The 20,328-nt window shown below is 38.5% G+C and carries 17 protein-coding genes; 11 read left to right on the forward strand and 6 right to left on the reverse strand.

The window, feature by feature from the left end:
• Window positions 1-418: 418 nt before the first annotated feature.
• From secA to prmC, 4 genes are all read left to right on the forward strand, one after another.
• The gene (secA, locus tag J7R13_RS05310) at window positions 419-3,136 is read left to right on the forward strand and encodes a preprotein translocase subunit SecA (RefSeq protein WP_208437786.1); all 2,718 of its coding nucleotides are present in this window, start codon (window positions 419-421) and stop codon (window positions 3,134-3,136) included.
• Entirely contained in the window at window positions 3,075-3,572 is a 498-nt protein-coding gene (locus J7R13_RS05315; RefSeq protein WP_004858594.1) for a Fur family transcriptional regulator, read from the forward strand. Before secA ends, J7R13_RS05315 begins: the two co-directional genes overlap by 62 nt.
• Window positions 3,573-3,765: 193 nt before the next feature.
• Window positions 3,766-4,845, forward strand: a complete 1,080-nt coding sequence (gene prfA / locus J7R13_RS05320) for a peptide chain release factor 1 (RefSeq protein ID WP_208437787.1) — start codon at window positions 3,766-3,768, stop codon at window positions 4,843-4,845.
• Window positions 4,842-5,708: a peptide chain release factor N(5)-glutamine methyltransferase gene (prmC, locus tag J7R13_RS05325; RefSeq protein WP_208437788.1), complete on the forward strand. Its 867-nt coding sequence runs from the start codon at window positions 4,842-4,844 to the stop codon at window positions 5,706-5,708. The genes prfA and prmC overlap by 4 nt, the downstream gene beginning before the upstream one ends.
• On the opposite strand, the gene nrdF is transcribed toward prmC, so the two are convergent.
• Genes nrdF through nrdH form a run of 4 tightly spaced genes read right to left on the reverse strand, consistent with a single transcriptional unit; the run spans window position 5,705 to window position 9,445 of the window.
• Window positions 5,705-6,679, reverse strand: a complete 975-nt coding sequence (gene nrdF / locus J7R13_RS05330; RefSeq protein WP_208432677.1) for a class 1b ribonucleoside-diphosphate reductase subunit beta — start codon at window positions 6,677-6,679, stop codon at window positions 5,705-5,707. The two genes, prmC and nrdF, sit on opposite strands and share 4 nt — an antisense overlap.
• A gap of 11 nt (window positions 6,680-6,690) precedes the next feature.
• A complete protein-coding gene (gene nrdE / locus J7R13_RS05335) occupies window positions 6,691-8,841 on the reverse strand; it encodes a class 1b ribonucleoside-diphosphate reductase subunit alpha (protein ID WP_208437789.1) in 2,151 nt (716 codons plus the stop codon).
• Window positions 8,823-9,221 (reverse strand): class Ib ribonucleoside-diphosphate reductase assembly flavoprotein NrdI, encoded by a 399-nt coding sequence (gene nrdI, locus J7R13_RS05340; protein ID WP_208437790.1) that lies wholly within the window; start codon window positions 9,219-9,221, stop codon window positions 8,823-8,825. Before nrdI ends, nrdE begins: the two co-directional genes overlap by 19 nt.
• Window positions 9,221-9,445, reverse strand: a complete 225-nt coding sequence (gene nrdH, locus J7R13_RS05345; protein ID WP_208437791.1) for a glutaredoxin-like protein NrdH — start codon at window positions 9,443-9,445, stop codon at window positions 9,221-9,223. The genes nrdI and nrdH overlap by 1 nt, the downstream gene beginning before the upstream one ends.
• Window positions 9,446-10,143: 698 nt before the next feature.
• On the opposite strand from nrdH, the gene J7R13_RS05350 reads away from it, so the two are divergent.
• The 7 genes from J7R13_RS05350 (at window position 10,144) to J7R13_RS05380 (ending at window position 17,721) form a co-directional block, all read left to right on the forward strand.
• Complete coding sequence (locus J7R13_RS05350; protein ID WP_208437792.1) at window positions 10,144-10,896, forward strand: ABC transporter ATP-binding protein; 753 nt, start codon at window positions 10,144-10,146, stop codon at window positions 10,894-10,896.
• 3 nt (window positions 10,897-10,899) lie between these two features.
• Window positions 10,900-11,781 carry a metal ABC transporter permease gene (locus J7R13_RS05355; protein WP_208437793.1) on the forward strand — a complete coding sequence of 294 codons (882 nt, stop codon included), beginning with the start codon at window positions 10,900-10,902 and terminating at the stop codon, window positions 11,779-11,781.
• Between the two features lie 2 nt (window positions 11,782-11,783).
• Window positions 11,784-12,707 (forward strand): metal ABC transporter solute-binding protein, Zn/Mn family, encoded by a 924-nt coding sequence (locus J7R13_RS05360; protein ID WP_208437794.1) that lies wholly within the window; start codon window positions 11,784-11,786, stop codon window positions 12,705-12,707.
• Between the two features lie 786 nt (window positions 12,708-13,493).
• Window positions 13,494-14,819 (forward strand): sn-glycerol-3-phosphate ABC transporter substrate-binding protein UgpB, encoded by a 1,326-nt coding sequence (ugpB, locus tag J7R13_RS05365; RefSeq protein WP_208437795.1) that lies wholly within the window; start codon window positions 13,494-13,496, stop codon window positions 14,817-14,819.
• 106 nt (window positions 14,820-14,925) lie between these two features.
• On the forward strand, window positions 14,926-15,810 hold the full coding sequence (ugpA, locus tag J7R13_RS05370; RefSeq protein WP_208437796.1) for a sn-glycerol-3-phosphate ABC transporter permease UgpA: 885 nt from the start codon (window positions 14,926-14,928) through the stop codon (window positions 15,808-15,810).
• A gap of 10 nt (window positions 15,811-15,820) precedes the next feature.
• Window positions 15,821-16,672 (forward strand): sn-glycerol-3-phosphate ABC transporter permease UgpE, encoded by an 852-nt coding sequence (gene ugpE / locus J7R13_RS05375; RefSeq protein ID WP_208437797.1) that lies wholly within the window; start codon window positions 15,821-15,823, stop codon window positions 16,670-16,672.
• 2 nt (window positions 16,673-16,674) lie between these two features.
• Window positions 16,675-17,721 (forward strand): sn-glycerol-3-phosphate import ATP-binding protein UgpC, encoded by a 1,047-nt coding sequence (locus tag J7R13_RS05380; protein WP_004858560.1) that lies wholly within the window; start codon window positions 16,675-16,677, stop codon window positions 17,719-17,721.
• 111 nt (window positions 17,722-17,832) lie between these two features.
• Here J7R13_RS05380 and J7R13_RS05385 read toward each other — a convergent pair whose 3' ends face one another.
• Window positions 17,833-18,555, reverse strand: coding sequence for a glycerophosphodiester phosphodiesterase (locus tag J7R13_RS05385; RefSeq protein WP_004858557.1), 723 nt, complete (start codon window positions 18,553-18,555; stop codon window positions 17,833-17,835).
• 169 nt (window positions 18,556-18,724) lie between these two features.
• The gene (gene guaA / locus J7R13_RS05390) at window positions 18,725-20,281 is read right to left on the reverse strand and encodes a glutamine-hydrolyzing GMP synthase (protein ID WP_004858554.1); all 1,557 of its coding nucleotides are present in this window, start codon (window positions 20,279-20,281) and stop codon (window positions 18,725-18,727) included.
• Window positions 20,282-20,328 lie beyond the last annotated feature (47 nt).

The following is a 20,328-nucleotide window of genomic DNA, read 5'->3' on the forward strand; positions in this document are numbered from 1 at the left end:
TATACTCCTTAAAAATGAAGGCAGGTTTAAGATTCTTATTTTCTTTGACCGTGACATTCTAATCTCTAAACGTAGATAAATAAATCAGTAATTTTATTTAAAAAAGAATAAACTTGTCCTTTCATCTTAGTTTATTCTACCCTATCTAGTGCTCATAGAAAACATAATAATATAGGAAAATGACGTATTATATCCTAAATTACTTTGTATTGTCTCAACTAAACAGCATTACTAAAGTTGACACAGTGCTCTTAGCCTCTTATCTCTACTTTACAATTAAAATGAAAAATTGCACACCAACAAATATAACTGTACCCTTTTCATCCAGTTATATTAAATGTCTTGGGGGTTGCAGAGTATGAGGATAGCATATGGACTACCCAAAAAAAGTGACAACAATTAAGAGAAAGGGCCAGAGATGGTCGGTTTAGGTGTCTTTGCACGTAAATTTTTTGGTTCAGCTCATGAGCGACGTCTCAAATTACTTCGCCAAAAAGTTGTACAAATTAATGCATTGGAAGAGCAATTCGTGAAATTAAGCGATGCACAACTCTGCCAAAAAACTGATGAGTTTCGTAAACGTCTTATGGAAGGTGAAACCGTTGATTTACTCCTACCAGAAGCTTTTGCAACTGTTCGTGAAGCGGCTAAACGTGTTTATGATATGCGTCCTTTTGATGTACAGCTAATTGGTGGAATGGTGCTTCATGACTGCGGTATCGCTGAAATGCGCACCGGTGAAGGTAAAACATTAATGGCAACTCTGCCAATTTATCTCAATGCATTAGAAGGAAAAGGCGTTCATGTCGTTACGGTAAACGATTATCTTGCTAGTCGTGATGCTGAAACAATGGGAAAAATCTTCAGTTTTTTGGGGCTAACAACCGGTGTGATTCTTCATGATCTTGATAATGAAGCACGCCGAGCAGCCTATGCATGCGACATCACCTATGCAACAAATAATGAACTGGGTTTCGATTATCTGCGCGATAATATGGCTTTTGATCGTAGTCAAATGGTCCAGCGTGGACATCATTACGCAATTGTTGATGAAGTTGATTCGATCCTCATTGATGAAGCAAGGACTCCCCTTATTATTTCTGGTCCTCTAGAAGATCGTACCGACTTCTACAACCTTATTGATACATTTATTCCTGCATTGACTCCAGAAGACTATGAAATAGACGAAAAACAAAAAACAACAACCTTTACCGAAGTCGGTACTGAAAAAATCGAAAGAATGCTCGAACAAGCCGGACATCTTAAAGGTGAAAGTCTTTACGACATAGAAAATGTTGCTATCGTCCATCATATCAATAACGCTCTAAAAGCCCATAAGTTATTTGTCCGTGACAAAGATTATATTGTTCGCAATGGTGAAATTGTCATCATTGATGAATTTACAGGTCGTATGATGCCAGGACGGCGTTATTCTGAAGGGCTTCATCAAGCCCTAGAAGCTAAAGAGCATGTTGCTATTCAACCAGAAAATCAGACTCTTGCTTCCATTACTTTCCAAAATTATTTTCGTATGTATAGAAAATTGTCGGGAATGACTGGAACTGCCGCAACAGAAGCCGAAGAATTCAGTAATATTTATGGTCTTGAGGTTGTAGAAGTTCCCACAAACTTACCAGTACAACGTTGTGATGAAGATGATGAAATCTATCGAACAGCAGAAGAGAAATATCGTGCTATTGTGCGTGATATCCGTCAAGCACATGAAAAAGGGCAGCCTATTCTTGTTGGAACAACTTCTATTGAAAAATCAGAACAATTAGCAGAACGTTTGCGCAAAGAGGGTATTTCCGATTTTAGAGTCTTAAATGCCCGCTATCATGAGCAAGAAGCCTACATCATTGCGCAAGCAGGGGTTCCTGGAGCTTTAACCATTGCAACCAACATGGCTGGTCGCGGTACTGACATACAGCTTGGTGGTAATGTTGAAATGCGTATCCGGCAAGAATTACAGGATATGCCCGATGGAGCAGAGCGGACAGCTAAAGTTGAAGAAATTAAAAAAGATGTTCAACAACTCAAAGAAAAGGCATTAGCTGCTGGTGGTCTTTACGTCATCGCTACTGAACGCCATGAAAGCCGTCGTATTGATAACCAGCTGCGTGGACGTTCTGGTCGTCAAGGCGATCCTGGTCGTTCCAAATTTTTTCTTTCTCTTCAAGATGATCTCATGCGTATCTTCGGCTCCAACCGTATGGATGGTATGTTGCAAAAGCTTGGATTGAAGGAAGATGAAGCTATTATACATCCATGGATTAATAAAGCCCTCGAGAAAGCGCAAAAAAAAGTTGAAGCACGAAATTTTGAAATTCGTAAAAATTTGTTAAAATATGACGATGTCATGAATGACCAACGCAAAGTTATTTTTGAACAGCGTATGGAAGTCATGAATGCAGATGATTTAACAGACATGATCCTTGAAATGCGCAATGAAGTGGTCGAAGATCTCGTAGAAGCCTATGTCCCATCTGGAACATATTCTGAGAAATGGAATGTGAAAGCACTACAAGGGGAAATTCACCAACTCTTCAATCTTGAGCTTCCAGTAGAAGAATGGGCAAAAGAAGATGGAATTGCTGAAGAACAAATTTTAGAACGCATATCAGATGCTGTTACCAAACTTGAAAACGAACGTACTGAACGCTACTCTCCAGAAATTATGGCTTATTTTCATAAAGCTATATTACTTGAAACCATTGACATGTTATGGCGTGAACATCTGGTAAGTTTAGACCATTTACGTTCTGTCGTTGGTTTCCGTGGTTATGCACAACGGGATCCCCTCAACGAATATAAAACGGAGTCATTTGAACTTTTCCAGAGCATGCTTAGAAATTTACGCAGAATCGTTACTTCCAAACTCATGCGTTTCGAGATCGTTCAGCAATCCACAGAACCACTCAACCTTGAGCAAGAAGATGCTGATAACTCTGTTCCAAATGATCAAGATAAAGAAAATGCTCCAATCCTGTGGGCACAAACACAAGAAAATAGAATTGTTAACCCAGAAGACCGTGATCCAAACGATGTAACCACTTGGGGAAAGGTGGGACGTAATGAGCGTTGTCCTTGTGGTTCAGAGAAAAAATACAAACATTGTCATGGCGCCTTCGTTTGAAAAACAAACAATTAAGAAGATGAATAAAAAGCGAAACTATGAGCAGGAATTACGCACCGCAGGTCTAAGGGTAACACGTCAAAGACGCATTATTCTTGATATTTTGGCCGACACAAATGATCATCCAAATGCGTTTGAAATTTTTCAGCGCGCTCACAAAATAGATTCTAGCGTTTCGCTTTCGACCGTTTATAGAACCATGAAAATATTAGAAGAAAACGGGACAATTCATCGTCATACTTTTAGTGGTGGACCATCCCGTTTTGAGCAAGCAGATGGGCAACACCATGATCATCTCATTGATGTGGAAACAGGGCAAGTTATTGAATTTCATTCTGATATCATTGAAAAACTGCAAGAGGAAATTGCTAAATCTCTTGGCTATGATATTATTCACCATCGCCTTGAACTTTATGGGAAAAAACGCAGTTTTTAAAGTGACGGTTTCGCACGTATAATCAAAAATCTCTTCATGCAAAGCAAATTTTTCACAAGTTCTCCTTAAGAACCTACAGTTTTCATTGGCAAGAAAGTTTTTCTGCTTTATTACTCCTTTTTATATGATGCTATAAATACTCAATCATCAATATTACAATAAAAGTATTATAACAAATTAGGCCAATATTATCATGGTTTCTTTGCCACAAGATCGTATGAAACAGCTTGAAAAACGCTTTGAAATAATTGAAAGCCAAATGGCTAAAAATCCAAATGCTGAAACTTATGTAAAATTAGCTTCTGAATATGCAGAATTACAGCCAATCGTTACCTTCATACGAACATTAAATGCTCTCCATACAGAAATAACAGAACTCGAAACTATGATCAGTGATAAACTAACAGATATAGAAATGCGTAACCTTGCTCAAGAAGAGCTACCATTATTATATCAGAAAACGGAACAACTTGAGCAAGAACTTCAAATTCTTCTTTTGCCTAAAGATGTTGCTGATGAAAAAAGTGCTATTATTGAAATTCGAGCAGGAACAGGAGGATCAGAAGCAGCGCTTTTTGCCGGTGATCTTTTTCGCATGTATGAACGTTATGCCGCTTCTCATAACTGGAAAGTTGAAGTCGTTTCGCTTAATGAAGGGGAAGTTGGTGGATATAAAGAAATTATTGCAACCATTTCAGGAAAAGGTGTCTTTTCTAAACTAAAATTTGAATCAGGTGTTCATCGTGTGCAACGCATACCTGAAACAGAAACAGGTGGACGTATCCATACGTCTGCTGCCACCGTTGCAGTACTTCCTGAGGCTGAAGAAATTGATATTGAAATTCGTCCAGAAGATATTCGTATTGATACGATGCGCGCCTCTGGAGCAGGAGGACAGCATGTCAATACAACTGATTCAGCTGTTCGTATTACGCATATTCCAACGGGAATTATGGTTGTACAAGCAGAAAAATCACAACACCAAAACCGAGCACGGGCGCTTCAAATTCTACGGGCGCGCTTGTTCGATATCGAACGACAAAAAGCGGAAAGTGAACGTTCAGCCTCCCGTAAAAATCAAGTCGGTTCTGGTGATCGTTCAGAACGAATTCGTACCTATAATTTTCCACAAGGACGTATCACGGATCACCGTATTAATCTCACTCTTTACAAGCTTGACCGCGTATTGGAAGGAGATCTTGATGAACTTATTCATGCACTCATATCCGACCATCAGACAGCACTCCTTATGAAAATGGACAATCATGGATGACCAAACATTCTCTCAACAATATCATCCGACAAACTCAAGAAGAATTACGTATCCAAGGAGTTTCTGAAGCCAACCTTGATGCAAGAATACTCGTTGAATGGATAACAGGTACAAATACATCTGATAGAATTCTCCAACCAGATCTTTGTTTGTCTTTTGAGCAAAGAATACACTTAGAAAACGCTATCAAACGACGTATTGCTGGTGAACCAGTTTACCGTATTATCGGAAAACGGGAATTCTATGGCATATCCTTCACATTATCTCAAGATACATTAGAACCACGTCCCGACACAGAAACACTGGTGGATCTTGTTTTACCTCTCCTCAAAAAACAGTGTGAAAAATCAGGAAAAACAACACTGCTTGATATGGGAACAGGAAGTGGCGTTATTGCCATTGCGATTCTCAAACAAATTCCCCAATCTTATGCCGTAGCTGTCGATATTTCTGAAGATGCCCTTAAAACAGCCACAAAAAATGCAAAGAATGCGGATGTTATGCACCGCTTTACACCTCTTCTTAGCGATTGGTTTCACTCTGTCACAGGTCAATTTGATCTTATTATTTCCAATCCACCCTATATTCCGGAAACGGATATCAAAAACCTTGCAAAGGAAGTGCGTCTATATGATCCATTGGGCGCACTGATCGGTGGGAAAGATGGTCTTGATTTTTATCGAAAGCTCGCTCTTGAAGCAGAAAAATATCTAAAAGACAACGGCTATATTGCTGTTGAAATCGGTCGCTCTCAAGAAAAAGAAGTCTGCGACTTATTTGAAAAGAATGGTTTCCAATGTCTAGAAATGCGCAAAGACTTAAGTGGAATACCCCGCGCACTTCTTTTTGTATGCAATCATTAAAATTCCCAATCATCGTCTGTGGTAGCAACCGCCTTACCAATAACATAAGAAGAGCCAGACCCTGAAAAGAAGTCATGATTTTCATCTGCGCTTGGTGACAAAGCTGCTAAAATAGCGGGATTAACACGGCACACCTCAGGAGGGAAAAGAGCTTCAAAACCCAGATTCATTAAGGCCTTGTTTGCATTATAATGAAGAAAAACTTTAACATCTTCTGTCAATCCAAGTGCATCATAAAGATCTTCAGTATATTTGCATTCAATATTATAAAGGTCAAAGAGTAAGTTAAAAGCAAAATCTTTAATTTCCTGCTTTTGAACGTCATCAAGTTTTGCAAACCCCAATTGAAATTTATAGCCTATATAATAACCATGTACAGCCTCATCACGGATGATAAGCCTAATGAGATCAGCTGTATTGGTCAATTTAGCACGGCTGGCCCAATACATGGGCAAATAAAAACCAGAATAAAATAAAAAGCTTTCCAGCAGAGTCGAAGCAATTTTTTTCTTTAGCGGATTATCCGCTTCATAACGCTCAAGCACTAATCTAGCCTTTTTTTGCAAATGAATATTTTCTTCTGACCACCTAAACGCATCATCGACCTCTACCGTCGAACATAAGGTTGAAAAAATAGAAGAATAAGACCGTGCATGAACCGCTTCCATGAATGCAATATTCGTCAATACTGCTTCCTCGTGCTCTGTTATTGCGTCAGCCATAAGTGAAATGGCTCCTACAGTATTTTGAATCGTATCTAGGAGAGTTAATCCAGTAAAAACACGAATCGTCAGCTTACGTTCTTCCTCTGTCAAACTTGACCATGAAGGAATATCATTAGAAAGAGGAACTTTCTCAGGTAACCAAAAATTTCCAGTTAAACGATTCCATACTTCAAGATCTTTCTCATCATGCAATCTATTCCAATTGATAGCACACACAACAGGATTTTTGGTTGTAATCTTTGTCATATGATTATCTCCTATAGACTGCACGAAACACAGCCATCTACCTCTGTTCCACTCAACGCTACTTGCCGCAACCGTATATAATAAATACTCTTTATACCTTTTTTCCAAGCATAAATTTGTGCGCGGTTAATATCGCGCGTGGTAGCAGTATCAGGAAAAAACAACGTTAATGAAAGACCTTGATCAACATGTTGTGTGGCAGCAGCATAGGTATCAATAATTTTTTCAGGACCAATCTCATAAGCATCTTGGTAGAAATTTAAATTCGTATTATCCATGTAAGGAGCAGGATAATAAACACGTCCAATCTTCCCCTCTTTGCGAATCTCAATCTTTGAAGCAATCGGATGAATAGAAGATGTCGCATGATTAATATAGGAAATAGACCCTGTAGGGGGAACGGCCTGCAGATTGCGATTATAAAGCCCGTACTCAACAACTAAATTCTTGAGTTCCTGCCAATCCTTTTGGTCTGGTATAATAATATTATTTCGTGTAAAGAGCTCTTGCACAAGCGCAAATTGTGGCTTCCATTCTTTCTCAATATATTTTGCAAAAAAACTGCCATCTGCGTAAGCTGATTTCTCAAACCCTGCAAACATTTCCTGACGTTCGCGTGCAATTAAATTGGAAGCACGTATTGCATGGTATGTCACAATATAAAAATAAATATTGGTGAAATCTATCGCTTCTGGAGACCCATAATAGATCCGCTCCCGCGCTAAGAAACCATGCAAATTCATTTGTCCCAAACCAATTGCATGGCTTTCAGCGTTACCTTTCGCAATGGAAGGGACACAAGCAATATCACTCATATCGGAAACAGCAGTAAGAGCACGAACAGCAGCTTCCACCGTTTGACCAAAATCACTGCTTTCCATCGCTTTTGCAATGTTCATTGAACCAAGATTACAGGATATATCACTACCAACAGTGCGATAAGTTAAATCCGTTTCCAGTTCACTCGCCTCATTTACCTGCAATATTTCTGAACATAAATTGCTCATACTTATACGCCCAGCTATCGGGTTAGCTCGGTTGGCAGTATCCTCAAACAAAATATAGGGATAACCTGATTCAAATTGAATTTCTGCTAATGTCTGGAAAAAAACGCGCGCACTTATTTTCTTTTTACGAATCTTTGCATTATCAACAAAAGAGCGATAATGCTCCGTTAAAGAAATATCGCTAAAAGGTTTACCTGTAACGCGCTCAATATCATAAGGTGAAAACAGATACATGTCCTCATTATTACGTGCAAGCTCAAAAGTAATATCAGGAACTACCACACCAAGCGAAAGCGTTTTAATTCTGACTTTTTCATCAGCATTCTCGCGCTTTGTATCCAAAAACTTCATAATATCTAAATGATGTGCATGTAAATAAACAGCACCAGCCCCTTGCCGTGCACCAAGTTGATTGGCATAAGAAAAGGAATCTTCCAAAAGTTTCATCACAGGCAATACACCTGAAGATTGATTTTCTATTTGCTTAATTGGTGCCCCTGCTTCCCGCAAATTGGTTAAACAAAGTGCCACACCCCCACCGCGTTTCGAAAGCTGTAAAGCTGAATTGACTGAACGACCTATCGATTCCATATTGTCTTCAACACGTAACAAAAAACACGATACTAATTCACCACGTTGCTTTTTTCCCGCATTCAAAAATGTCGGTGTTGCGGGTTGAAACCGGCCTGTAATAATTTCATCCACAAAAATTTCAGCAAGTGCCTTATTCCCTTGTGCTAAATATAAAGCGACAAGACAAACACGGTCTTCATAACGCTCAAGATAGCGCTTTCCATCAAAAGTCTTCAGTGTATAGCTCGTATAGTACTTAAATGCGCCTAAAAAAGTAGGAAAGCGAAACTTAAATGCGTAAGCGCGTTTAAAAAGTCTTTTGATAAAAGAAAAATCATAAAGCTCAAACAAAGCTTTTTCATAATAACCTTCTTCTATCAAGTAATCTATTTTTTCCTTAAGATTATGAAAAAAAACCGTGTTTTGATTAACATGCTGAAGAAAATATTGCCGTGCTGCAAGCCGATCCATATCAAATTGGATATGACCATCTTCGTCATAAAGATTAAGCATTGCATTTAACGCATGATAATCCATGATCTGACCTGATTTCTGTGATTGTTCTATACCGATTGTTTCCAAAATCTTTCCAATCCCTTCTTCACACAAATAACATCTTCATCAGTTCCACGTAACTCAAAACGATACAGACAAGGCACAAAACATTTTTCAGCAATAATTTTACTCGCTAAATTATAATAGCAACCAAAATTGCGATTCCCACCACCAATGACACCACGAATAAACTTGCGGTTCTCTCTCTCATTGAGGAAACGAATAACCGCTTTCGGCACAGCCCCTCTCCCTTCACCATCTGCATATGTAGGAACAGCTAATATATAAGGTTCATCAATTAACACAGACGGCTTTTTTTTATCAATCTTGAGGATTCGTTGATCAAGTTGAGAGACAAAATGTTCAGTATTACCCGTTGCGCTCGAATAATAAACAATAAGCCCCATTAAACACAAATACCACTAATCATATCCGGTCTAAAACCAGACCAATGATTTTCACCACAAACGACGACAGGAACCTGACGATAGCCCAGAGATTGAACAAAAATATACGCTTGTTCATCGCGGGAAATGTCTACAACACGATAATTAATGCCCTTAGCATCAAAGGCGCGACGCGTAGCGTCGCATTGAACGCAAGATGGCTTGCTATAAATAGTGATCGACATTTTTTTCAACTTTCATAATTTTAAAAAGACACCCCTCAAAGGGTATTAATTCTGATAATTTTAATAGATACTCAAGAATAACAAAAAACAGCGATTGTACACAAACACATACGGTCATACTCTTGTTCAAACAACACATAGCTTTCTGAACATAACTGAAATCCCCATCAAATAATTTCAAAATTATGATGAGAATAAATGATCATTCTATAACTTAAATGGCAAAGCATCCCAGTTATAAAACAATCTTTTGCTTGCATTACAATTCCCTCCTGCTGTCTAAAAACTAATGTCCCCAGCAGCTGCTTCCCCAATGCTTAGTCTTACTCTTTCATGATAAAATCAACTCACAAAAACGAAAGGAAATTCCCCCAAGAGAAACATTCGAACAGAAACACCACTCTACTCTTGGTCAATAAACTCTTCGCGATCATATTATGGAAATAATTTAGACACCAAACGAAACACACTATACCCTCACTTGTGCTTATTTAGAATCACCAATCATTTTGATACTATATATAGTATACACCCTCTCTCTTTCGTCAAGGAGAATTCAACCATTATTTTGAATTTTCCACGATCTTCCCACTGAGATTCTCAACTTCTAAAACATATGTAATAATATAACATTTTGTTGACAAACGTTATATTATTACATAGATTCCCGAGCTAAATAAGCAAAGGTGGTATAAATTATGGGTCTGCATTTCGATAATGCAACATTAGGCTATGTAAATAGAATAGCTATAAAGAGTTTTTCAGCAAAATTAAAAGCTGGTTCGTTGGTTGCAATAACGGGTGATAATGGTGCTGGAAAATCTACACTGCTAAAAGCTATCGCCGGTTTGATTAAACCTATCAGAGGTAAAATTACAAAACCGAAGAAAAGCCGGATTGCTTATCTCGCTCAGCAATGCGATATAGATCAAACATTTCCAATTGATGTGGAAGCGCTTATAAAAACGGGACTATGGTCTTTTTGTGGATTATGGAAAAACCAGCGCCCTTATTACTCTAAAATTCAGCATGCACTTGAAATGGTTGGGCTCACGACACTCGCCACTCGTTCACTTGACACACTATCAAGTGGCCAATTACAACGCGCCCTTTTTGCGCGTATTATTGTACAAGATGCTGATATTATTTTGCTCGATGAACCTTTTAATGGTATAGATTGTAATACCCAAAAAGATCTTCTTGCGTTGATAACCCATTGGCAACAACAAGGACGGACAGTTCTTACAGCACTCCATGATCCGCTCATTGTGCAAGAATATTTTCCCCATATGATTCAAATTAATAAACAAAACGCCTTTTATGGAGAAACAACACAATTTTTCCATGACAACATTCATCACTTTATATCACCTCTCACATCCAACTCTTTTCATATTAGCGCACTAAAACGACATCTTCCCTTCAATGATTCTCGCTCTATTAGGCTATAATACGTGTACGCATTTTTTCTTGCCCCCTTCGTTGAGTTCCATTTTATGCAAAGCGCCCTTATCGGTTCAATTCTCCTGTCCATCAGTGCTTGTCCTATTGGTGTATTTTTGATGCTACGCGGGATGAGTTTAACAGGAGATGCTATATCTCACGCCATTCTTCCTGGTGTTGCCGCCGCTTTCCTGTTTTGTGGCTTTTCTCTCATATCTATGACACTTGGCGGCATTTTAGCTGGTGTTATTGTTGCGTTAGCAACCGCCTTGATTTCGCGAAATAGCTTTCAGAAAGAAGACGCATCAATGACAGTCTTTTATCTTATTGCACTCGCAGCAGGTGTCATTATTGTTTCACTTAAAAATTCAACGATTGATTTGCTTCATCTCTTATTTGGCTCGGTACTTGCACTGGATACACAAGCCCTTTTACTGGTTACTACTATAATGCTCATCACAGTGTGCAGTCTCTGCATTTTCTGGCGCGCACTTGTAGTAGAAAGCTTTGACCCCCTCTTTTTTAAATCGCTCTCTCCATTGAGTAAATATGTTCATATATCACTGCTCGGACTTGTCGTATTAAATTTGGTTGGTGGCTTCCAATCACTAGGAACATTACTTTCCGTCGGCATTATGATGATTCCAGCTATTACAGCTCGTCTTTGGCTTTCACGTCTGGGTCCTATCTGCGTACTTTCCACACTTTTGGGAATCATTTCTAGCATATGTGGCCTACTGCTTTCTTTCCACCTTTCACTTCCCTCTGGCCCTGCTATCATCATTACCGCAGGATTTATTTATCTTTTTTCCTGCTTCATAAGTCCACGCGGCTTTATTGTGGCATGGTTTCCCCAACTTTTTTATACGTTCCTCCCCACCTTAAGGAAATAATTGTGCTTAAACTCATTCAACAATTTGTTATGCTTGGCTCTCTCTACTTGCTTGCCCTTTTTCCATTTTCTGCTGCCGCACATAATAAGATTAGAGTTGTTGCGAGCTTTTCTATTCTTGCAGATTTAGTAAAAAATGTAGGAGGTGACAATATTTATACTACTACTTTGGTCGGTCCCAATGCAAATACCCACACTTATGAACCTACTCCCAATGATACCCAAGCTCTGAGAAAGGCACATATTATTTTCATCAACGGGCTTCATTTAGAAGGCTTCATTGACCGCCTCATCACAGCAAGCGGAACAAAAGCACTTCTTGTTGAAGTTAGTGCCAACATTCCCCTCCTCGAAATTAAAAATAAAGAACATAGTGCCCAACATCAGCACCACAGTAGTATTGATCCACATGCTTGGCAAACTATCCCTAATGTCGAAATTTATATCAAAAATATCGCCACTGCCTTCTGTAAAATCGATCAACAATCCTGTGCAAGCTACAGAAGAAATTCCGAAGCTTATAGCCAAAAGCTTAAAGCAGCGCAAGAAAAACTTAAATCAAAGATTGCAACCATCCCAAAAGATAAACGTGTTATTATCACATCTCACGACGCCTTTAGTTATTTTGCCCAAGAATACGGTTTTACCATACTTGCACCTCAAAGTGCTTCAACAGAAGCTGAAGCGACTGCAGCAGATGTCGCCAAACTTATTAAACAAATTAAAACTCATAAAGCAGCCGCACTGTTTGTTGAAAACATCTCTAATCCTCGTCTCATAAAACAGATCTCAAAAGAAACAGGTTTAAAAATCGGTGGAACACTGTATTCCGATGCATTGTCGGACGAAAACGGACCTGCTGCAACTTATCTCGATATGATGGAACATAATGTTAATACTATTATCGATGCGACGACAAAACACTAAGACAAATCAACAAAATCTATAATCAATCTACAAAGCATTTTTCTGTTATTTTTTAAAAATATCATCCTCTATCATTACCAATTAAATCTTTTACATCCAAAAACACCATGTATTCTTAAACTTATTTTCTTGTTTTTCAAATTTTTTAAATGCACATGCGCTCTTGAAAATATCTTACAACGCTAAAACAGATCGCTTTGGTCATAGATCAAGGATACTATTAAGCGCGCTAAAACATCTCATTAACTTAAAAAACAAAGCTTGTTAGGCAGCTCCTAAAATGCAAACCAAAACATGATTTGCAAGTACACTTAAAAGTTTAAGAGAGAAATAGCTTCTGAATAAATTAAAAAAATCCGCTTTATTAGGCATTATTATAACAAGCGTTATTACAATTGGAATGCACAATTGCCTCAAAACTATCATCCCCAATTATTAAGACAAATAACACAAAAACTAAAAACTCTCTTGAAAAAAATAAATTTGAGTACGGCAATAGCCATAGCTAAATGGCATTTACTGTTTGCGTCCTTGATCTTCCCTTCTGCTTTACTCATTTGAACCATTTCAGTTTTTTTATCAACTGTTTACAGGGTAATCCCGTTAACATACGATAACTCTCAAAAAGGAAAAATAGATAAGTCTAAACAAATTTGTTTGACCTTTTGGTGGTTCCTGTTTAAATGGACAAACATATTTCTAAAATAAAACTGTCATGGTATGTTCATGTGTAATACCGTAAATTTAGAGGAAACCTGTATTTCATCACTTCAAAAGGGGGAGGCCATGATTCGTTTTTATCTTTTTATAACGTCATTTATCGTTGCTATCAGCGTGACAACAACGGGGTTTGCACAAACAAAAATTAGCTTTTGGCATTCTATGAGCGGTGAGCTGGGAAAACAAACTGAACAACTCATCAACGATTTTAATGCCAGTCAGTCTGATTATAAAGTTGTTCCTTCATTTCGTGGTGAATATGAAGAAGGTATGGTTTCACTCATTTCAGCATTTCGCGGAAATAAACAACCGGTGCTCGCCCAAATCTATGAGATTGGCACTGGAACCATGATGGCGGCAAAGGGTGCTGTTTATCCCATTTATCAACTTATGGCTGATACAAAGCAAGAACTTGATTTTGCTGATTATTTGCCTGCTATCAGTGGTTATTACTCTGACGTTCAGGGACGAATGCTTTCTATGCCATTCAACGCTTCAACACCGATCCTTTATTATAATAAAGATATCTTCAAAAAAGCAGGACTTGATCCAGAACAGCCACCTAAAACATGGCAAGACGTTGAAAAATTCTCCAAAAAAATTCTTGAAACTAAATCTGCGAGATGTGGTTTTACAATGGCTTATGCAGCCCAATGGATTGGCGTAGAAAACTTTTCAGCATTACATAATGTTCCTTTTGGAACAAAAGAAAATGGTTTTGGTGGACTTGATTCAGAGCTCACGTTTAATGGACCTGTGCAAGTACGTATGTGGACTGATCTTAAAAAATGGTCTGATCAAGGTATTTTCCGCTATGGCGGTCCTTCTGGTGCATTAGATGCAACACCGATGTTTATGTCACAAAATTGCGCAATTTTTATGCAATCTTCAGGGTCGCGTGCAGGTATTGTTTCCGAAGCGCAATTTAAAGTTGGGTTTGGTATGCTGCCCTATTATGACGATGTCAATGCAGCACCACAGAACTCAATTATTGGTGGAGCTTCTATTTGGGCTTTGAGAGGTCATACGCCTAAAGAATATGCAGGTGCCGCAGCTTTTCTTAAATTTCTCTCGAAAGCGGATATTCAAGCTAGGTGGCATCAGACAACAGGTTATCTACCAACCACAAAGACTGCTTACGAACTGAGTAAAAAACAACATTACTACGAGAAAAATGCCGGCGCAGATATTGCCATTAAACAAATTACTCTTAACCCGCCGACTGTTAATTCAAAGGGTATACGATTTGGTAATTTACCGCAAATTCGCTCTATTCTTGATCAGGAATTAGAAGCTGTTCTTAGTGGCTCAAAAACACCAAAAAACGGATTAGATACAACAGTTGAACGCGGCAATAAACTCTTACGTGAATTTGAAAAAGCTAATCATTAAGGTTTCATAACTATCATTAAAGATCAAAACCTTCACCAAATAGTTGAGTTTCTTCAATTCTTTTTATTCATCTTTCTAAACTCTCTATATTTAAAAAGTCCTACGAATGCAAGAAAAACAAGCATATTTCAAAAACAGTCTACTCTCTTACTGGTTGCTTTTTCCTCAGCTTATTGTGACTTTTTTATTTTTCCTTTGGCCTGCTGCCCACGCGATAAAATCATCTTTCGAGCGTGAAGATGCTTTTGGTTTTACAACAACCTTTGTTGGCTTTGAAAATTATGTGACAATTCTTACTGATCCTTCTTATCTGAAATCACTTCTCACAACTGCAGTATTTTCTGTCTCCGTTACTCTTGCTTCAATGACGATATCGCTTCTTTTGGCTACCTGCGTTGATAGAGTCATCCGTGCAAAAAAAGCTTATACAATGCTCTTGCTCTGGCCTTATGCTGTTGCTCCAGTATTGGCAGGTATATTATGGTTGTTTATTTTTCACCCAACTATTGGAATTATCCCTTTTCTTTTAGAAAAAATAGGTGTCATATGGAATTATCGTATTAATGGCACTCAAGCAATGAGCCTTATTGTAATTGCGGCCAGCTGGAAACAAATCTCCTATAATTTTCTCTTTTTTCTTGCAGGTCTTCAGTCTATTCCACGTTCCCAAATAGAGGCCGCAGCAATCGATGGTGCTGGTCCTTTTAAACGGTTTTGGACTGTAGTATTCCCGCAGATTTCACCAACGACCTTTTTTCTTCTTGTCATTAACATCAATTATGTCATGTTTGATACATTTGGTATTATTGATAACATGACCTCTGGAGGTCCTGCACGTGCAACAAGCACTCTCGTCTACAAAGTGTATGATGATGGCTTTAAAAACCAAATAATCGGTGGATCAGCAGCACAATCAACAATATTAATGTTGATGGTTATTGTCTTAACGTTTATCCAGTTCCGCTGGATTGAACGTCGCGTACAATATTAGGAAGCGAATTATGGTTGAAAATCGCCCTGTTTTGAAATTTTTAACCCATCTCACCCTCATTGTTGGCATTATCATTATTTGTTTTCCTGTTTATGTCGCTATCATCGCATCAACCCATAGCTCAGCGGCGTTTAGCTCTGGAACACTTCCCCTTTTACCGGGGAAGCATGCTCTAGAAAACTATAAAATAATCTTTGGTGATGGCCTTCAAAAGCTTGGTTTGCCCAATCTCTGGCCACTTTTAATGAATTCGCTCATTATGGCTCTTGGTATTAGTATTGGAAAAATTATTATTTCACTCCTTTCTGCTTATGCAATTGTCTATATGCGCTTCCCCTTTCGCAAAACTGCTTTTGCTCTCATCTTTGTTACATTGATGCTCCCTGTCGAAGTCCGCATCATTCCAACATATACTGTAGTTGCACAGTTAGGCATGATAAACACCTATAGTGGAATGATCATCCCGCTCATTGCATCTGCAACAGCTACATTTTTATTTCGTCAATTTTTTTTGACTGTTCCTGATGAACTCTTGGAAGCTGCGCGTGTTGATGGTGCAGGGCCATTTAAATTCTTTAAAGATATTCTTCTTCCTCTTAGCAAAAGCAATATCGCTGCTTTATTTATCATTATGTTCATTTATGGATGGATACAATATCTCTGGCCTCTTATAGTGACAACTGATCAAAATCATCAAACTATTCTTATTATTTTGAAACAGCTTATCGTAGAATCACTTCAGCATGATCCTCAATGGAATATACTCATGGCAGTATCGGTCGTTGCCATGGTCCCGCCTGTTCTTGTCGTCATCTTCATGCAGCGGCTTTTTATCAAAGGCCTTATTGAAACGGAGAAATAACTGTGGCCATAATCCAGTTATCAAATATAAAAAAACAGTATGACAACAACATTATCGTCATTGATGATTTAAATTTGACAGTTGCCGATAAGGAACTTCTTGTCCTTGTTGGTCCTTCAGGATGTGGTAAATCAACACTCTTACGGATCATTGCAGGACTTGAACAGGTCACCTCGGGTGAACTCTATATTGATAATGAATGCATCAATGAACGTGAACCAGCTGATCGCGATATTGCTATGGTTTTTCAAAATTACGCACTTTATCCCCATATGACTGTTCGTGGAAACTTAGAATATGGGCTTAAAAATCGCAAAACACCTAAAGATGAAATAAATAGACGTATCACACATGCTGCAAAACTTTTGCAAATAGAGCCATTTCTTGATCGCAAACCACGACAATTATCCGGAGGACAACGACAGCGTGTTGCAATGGGGCGTGTGATTGTGCGCCAACCACGTGTTTTTCTCTTTGATGAACCACTTTCAAACCTTGATGCGAAATTGCGTGCGCAAATGTGTATTGAGATTAAAACACTCCAGCGCTCATTGGAAACAACAAGCCTCTATGTTACCCATGATCAATTAGAAGCAATGACACTGGCCGATAGAATAGTTGTCATGAACAAAGGAGCTATCGAGCAAATTGGAACGCCAATGGAAATTTACGACACTCCAGCAACAACATTTGTTGCTGATTTTATTGGTTCTCCTCCTATGAACTTTCTTGATCGCAAAATCCTAGAACGATACTTAGGCCATTCATGGTCTTATAGCCAAGAAACAGAACTTTTGGCATTCAGACCAGAAGTAATCTTGTTGGGAGAATACCCAGATCAAGGACCTGTCTTTCACACACAAATTGAGCTTATCAAGCCTGTTGGGACAGGGTGTCATATTTTAACGCGTTGGAACGATACCATTTTTACTGTTGAAATAAGAGAACGCCTTACAAGCGACTATGGTAAGAAACTAAGCTTCACTGTTCCTCATCAGAATTTTCACACTTTTAATAAAACCACAGGAAAACGCACAAGTAACAAGTAAATAAAATAGAAACTTTAACCTTATAAGCACTGTTAGCAAAACTTCTTATTTTCTCCTATCGACTTCAATTTTTATCAACTGTATCGTTTCTTTTGTATAGTAATAAGCTTTTTATCTCTGTGCACGTAATTGCAAAGCTAAATCGGGTTGATCTGTCGTGATATAATGTACAGGCATATCAAGCCAATGTGATAACCGAGCTCTCCCGTTGATTGTCCATACACCCACAGTAAAACCAGCTTCAAGCGCAGATTCAATAAAAACCTGTGAAGCAATGGAGCCATCTAAACTCAGATCAGAGTACCCTAATCGTTTCCATTCAGAAAAACTGCGGTACATATCACCTTCAAAGCTATCAATACATGGCCCAGATGCTATTCCTGCTTCAATAAAAGGACGAAGGCTTGTAGGATCAAAACTGATTGCAGAAACCCGTTCTGCTAAATTTCGACTTTTTATTAATGCAAGTGCTTTTTGGGATAAAATAGTCTCACGCTCAAGTTCACCACATGTTTTAATTTCAAGATGGAGGGCAACGTGAGTTGACACCAACAGATCAAGCACCTCTTCTAATAAAGGAGGCGCTTCAGTGCTTCCTTTCACACAGAGTTTTTTGCGTGTTTCATTATCAATATCATGAATATATCCTTTTTTCCCAACCAGTTGTTCCAGATGAAAATCATGGAATACAACCACTTCACCACTTTTCAGAAGATGAACATCACATTCAATTTCATCGACTCCTAATGCAATTACGTGACGAAATGCCGAAAGTGTATTTTCGGGATAAAGGTTTGCTCCACCACGGTGTGCAACAATTTTTCTCTCAGACATGCAAAATTTCACACTTCTTAATTTTAAACAATATCGGTTCATATAAATCAGATAATGATTTTTTAAAAATCATACAAAGTGCAAAACAATTTTAAAAAAATTGTTTTTTCTATCCACTCTCCCGAATATTAATTTTAAGCGACACTCTCTGATTAAAATTTTTTTTCAATCATTCCCACTCAATTGTACTAGGAGGCTTTGAAGTTACATCATACACAACACGATTAATACCTCTCACTTCGTTAATAATGCGTGCCGCTGTTTTGCCTAAAAACTCCATATCATATGGATAGAAATCAGCAGTCATTCCATCTACAGATGTTACCGCGCGAAGAGCACAAACAAATTCGTAAGTGCGCCCATCACCCATAACTCCAACAGTCTGAACAGGAAGAAGAATAGCAAAAGCCTGCCAAATTTTGTCATAAAGGCCAGCTTTACGAATTTCATCAAGGTAGATAGCATCCGCTTCACGTAAAATTTCTAATTTTTCACGTGTAACTGCGCCTGGACACCGAATTGCAAGACCGGGTCCTGGAAAAGGATGACGACCAATACACTGCTCCGACAATCCTAACTCTCGCCCTAGCGCGCGAACCTCATCCTTAAACAGTTCACGCAATGGTTCTACAAGTTTCATGTTCATTCGTTCCGGTAACCCCCCTACATTATGATGGCTTTTAATTGTTACCGATTCACCAATAGCCGATACACTCTCAATAACATCTGAATAAAGCGTTCCCTGCGCTAAAAATTCTGCACCTCCTATTTTTTTAGTTTCTTCTTCAAAAACTTCTATAAAAAGACGGCCAATTGTTTTACGTTTTTTCTCTGGATCTATTTCACCTTCTAGAGCGTTAAGAAACATGTTGGTGGCATTAGCGTGAATAAGCTCTATGTTATAATGATCTCGAAATAATGTAAGAATTTCTTCAGCCTCATTCTTACGCATTAACCCATGATCCACAAAAATACATGTTAGTTGCTCTCCTATTGCTTCATGAAGAAGTACAGCAACAACTGTTGAATCAACGCCACCTGAAAGGCCACAGATCACACGGCTTTTCCCAACTTTTTCGCGTATATCAGCAATTACCTTCTTGCGATACGAAGTCATTGACCAATTGCTTTTAAGACCAGAAATTTTATGAACAAAATTTTGTAAAAGTTTTGTACCATCGGGTGTATGAACAACTTCAGGATGAAACTGTACAGCATAAAAATGCCTTTTTTCATCAGCAATCGCAGCATAGGGAGCACCTTTTGATGTTCCTATTACACGAAAGCCTTCTGGTAACGCCGTCACACGATCACCGTGACTCATCCATACTTGATAACAAGATCCTTTTTCCCACACTCCATCAAAAAGTGCATTCTCTTCTTGTATCTCCAAAAAAGCACGCCCAAATTCACGCTCATGTCCAGCTTCAACCTTTCCACCAAGCTGAACACACATAGCTTGTTCACCATAACAGATACCAAGAACTGGAATACCAATTTCAAAAACTTCCATCGGAGCACGCGGCGAACCGCCATCAACAACTGAATAAGGGCTACCTGATAAAATAATAGCTTTAGGTTTTATTCGCTTGATGCCTTCTAAAGCTAATTGAAAAGGAACAATTTCACAATAGACACCCATTTCTCGCACCCGCCGTGCGATCAGTTGTGTGACTTGTGAACCAAAATCAATAATAAGAACAGTGTCTGGATGTGATACGCTCATAGAAAACCAATCAATAATTATAAAAGAGAACCAATGAGATTTATGAT

Origin of the sequence: Bartonella taylorii 8TBB (assembly GCF_902825155.1) — a bacterium.
Classification (GTDB): Bacteria; Pseudomonadota; Alphaproteobacteria; order Rhizobiales; family Rhizobiaceae; genus Bartonella; species Bartonella taylorii_A.

Excerpts from the sequence above, each read along its gene's own strand:
- secA (WP_208437786.1), top strand. The coding sequence starts at position 419 with ATGGTCGGTTTAGGTGTCTTTGCACGTAAATTTTTTGGTTCAGCTCAT.
- J7R13_RS05315 (WP_004858594.1), top strand. The coding sequence starts at position 3,075 with ATGAGCGTTGTCCTTGTGGTTCAGAGAAAAAATACAAACATTGTCATG.
- prfA (WP_208437787.1), top strand. The coding sequence starts at position 3,766 with ATGGTTTCTTTGCCACAAGATCGTATGAAACAGCTTGAAAAACGCTTT.
- prmC (WP_208437788.1), top strand. The coding sequence starts at position 4,842 with ATGACCAAACATTCTCTCAACAATATCATCCGACAAACTCAAGAAGAA.
- nrdF (WP_208432677.1), bottom strand. The coding sequence starts at position 6,679 with ATGACAAAGATTACAACCAAAAATCCTGTTGTGTGTGCTATCAATTGG.
- nrdI (WP_208437790.1), bottom strand. The coding sequence starts at position 9,221 with ATGGGGCTTATTGTTTATTATTCGAGCGCAACGGGTAATACTGAACAT.
- nrdH (WP_208437791.1), bottom strand. The coding sequence starts at position 9,445 with ATGTCGATCACTATTTATAGCAAGCCATCTTGCGTTCAATGCGACGCT.
- J7R13_RS05350 (WP_208437792.1), top strand. The coding sequence starts at position 10,144 with ATGGGTCTGCATTTCGATAATGCAACATTAGGCTATGTAAATAGAATA.
- ugpB (WP_208437795.1), top strand. The coding sequence starts at position 13,494 with ATGATTCGTTTTTATCTTTTTATAACGTCATTTATCGTTGCTATCAGC.
- ugpA (WP_208437796.1), top strand. The coding sequence starts at position 14,926 with ATGCAAGAAAAACAAGCATATTTCAAAAACAGTCTACTCTCTTACTGG.
- ugpE (WP_208437797.1), top strand. The coding sequence starts at position 15,821 with ATGGTTGAAAATCGCCCTGTTTTGAAATTTTTAACCCATCTCACCCTC.
- J7R13_RS05385 (WP_004858557.1), bottom strand. The coding sequence starts at position 18,555 with ATGTCTGAGAGAAAAATTGTTGCACACCGTGGTGGAGCAAACCTTTAT.
- guaA (WP_004858554.1), bottom strand. The coding sequence starts at position 20,281 with ATGAGCGTATCACATCCAGACACTGTTCTTATTATTGATTTTGGTTCA.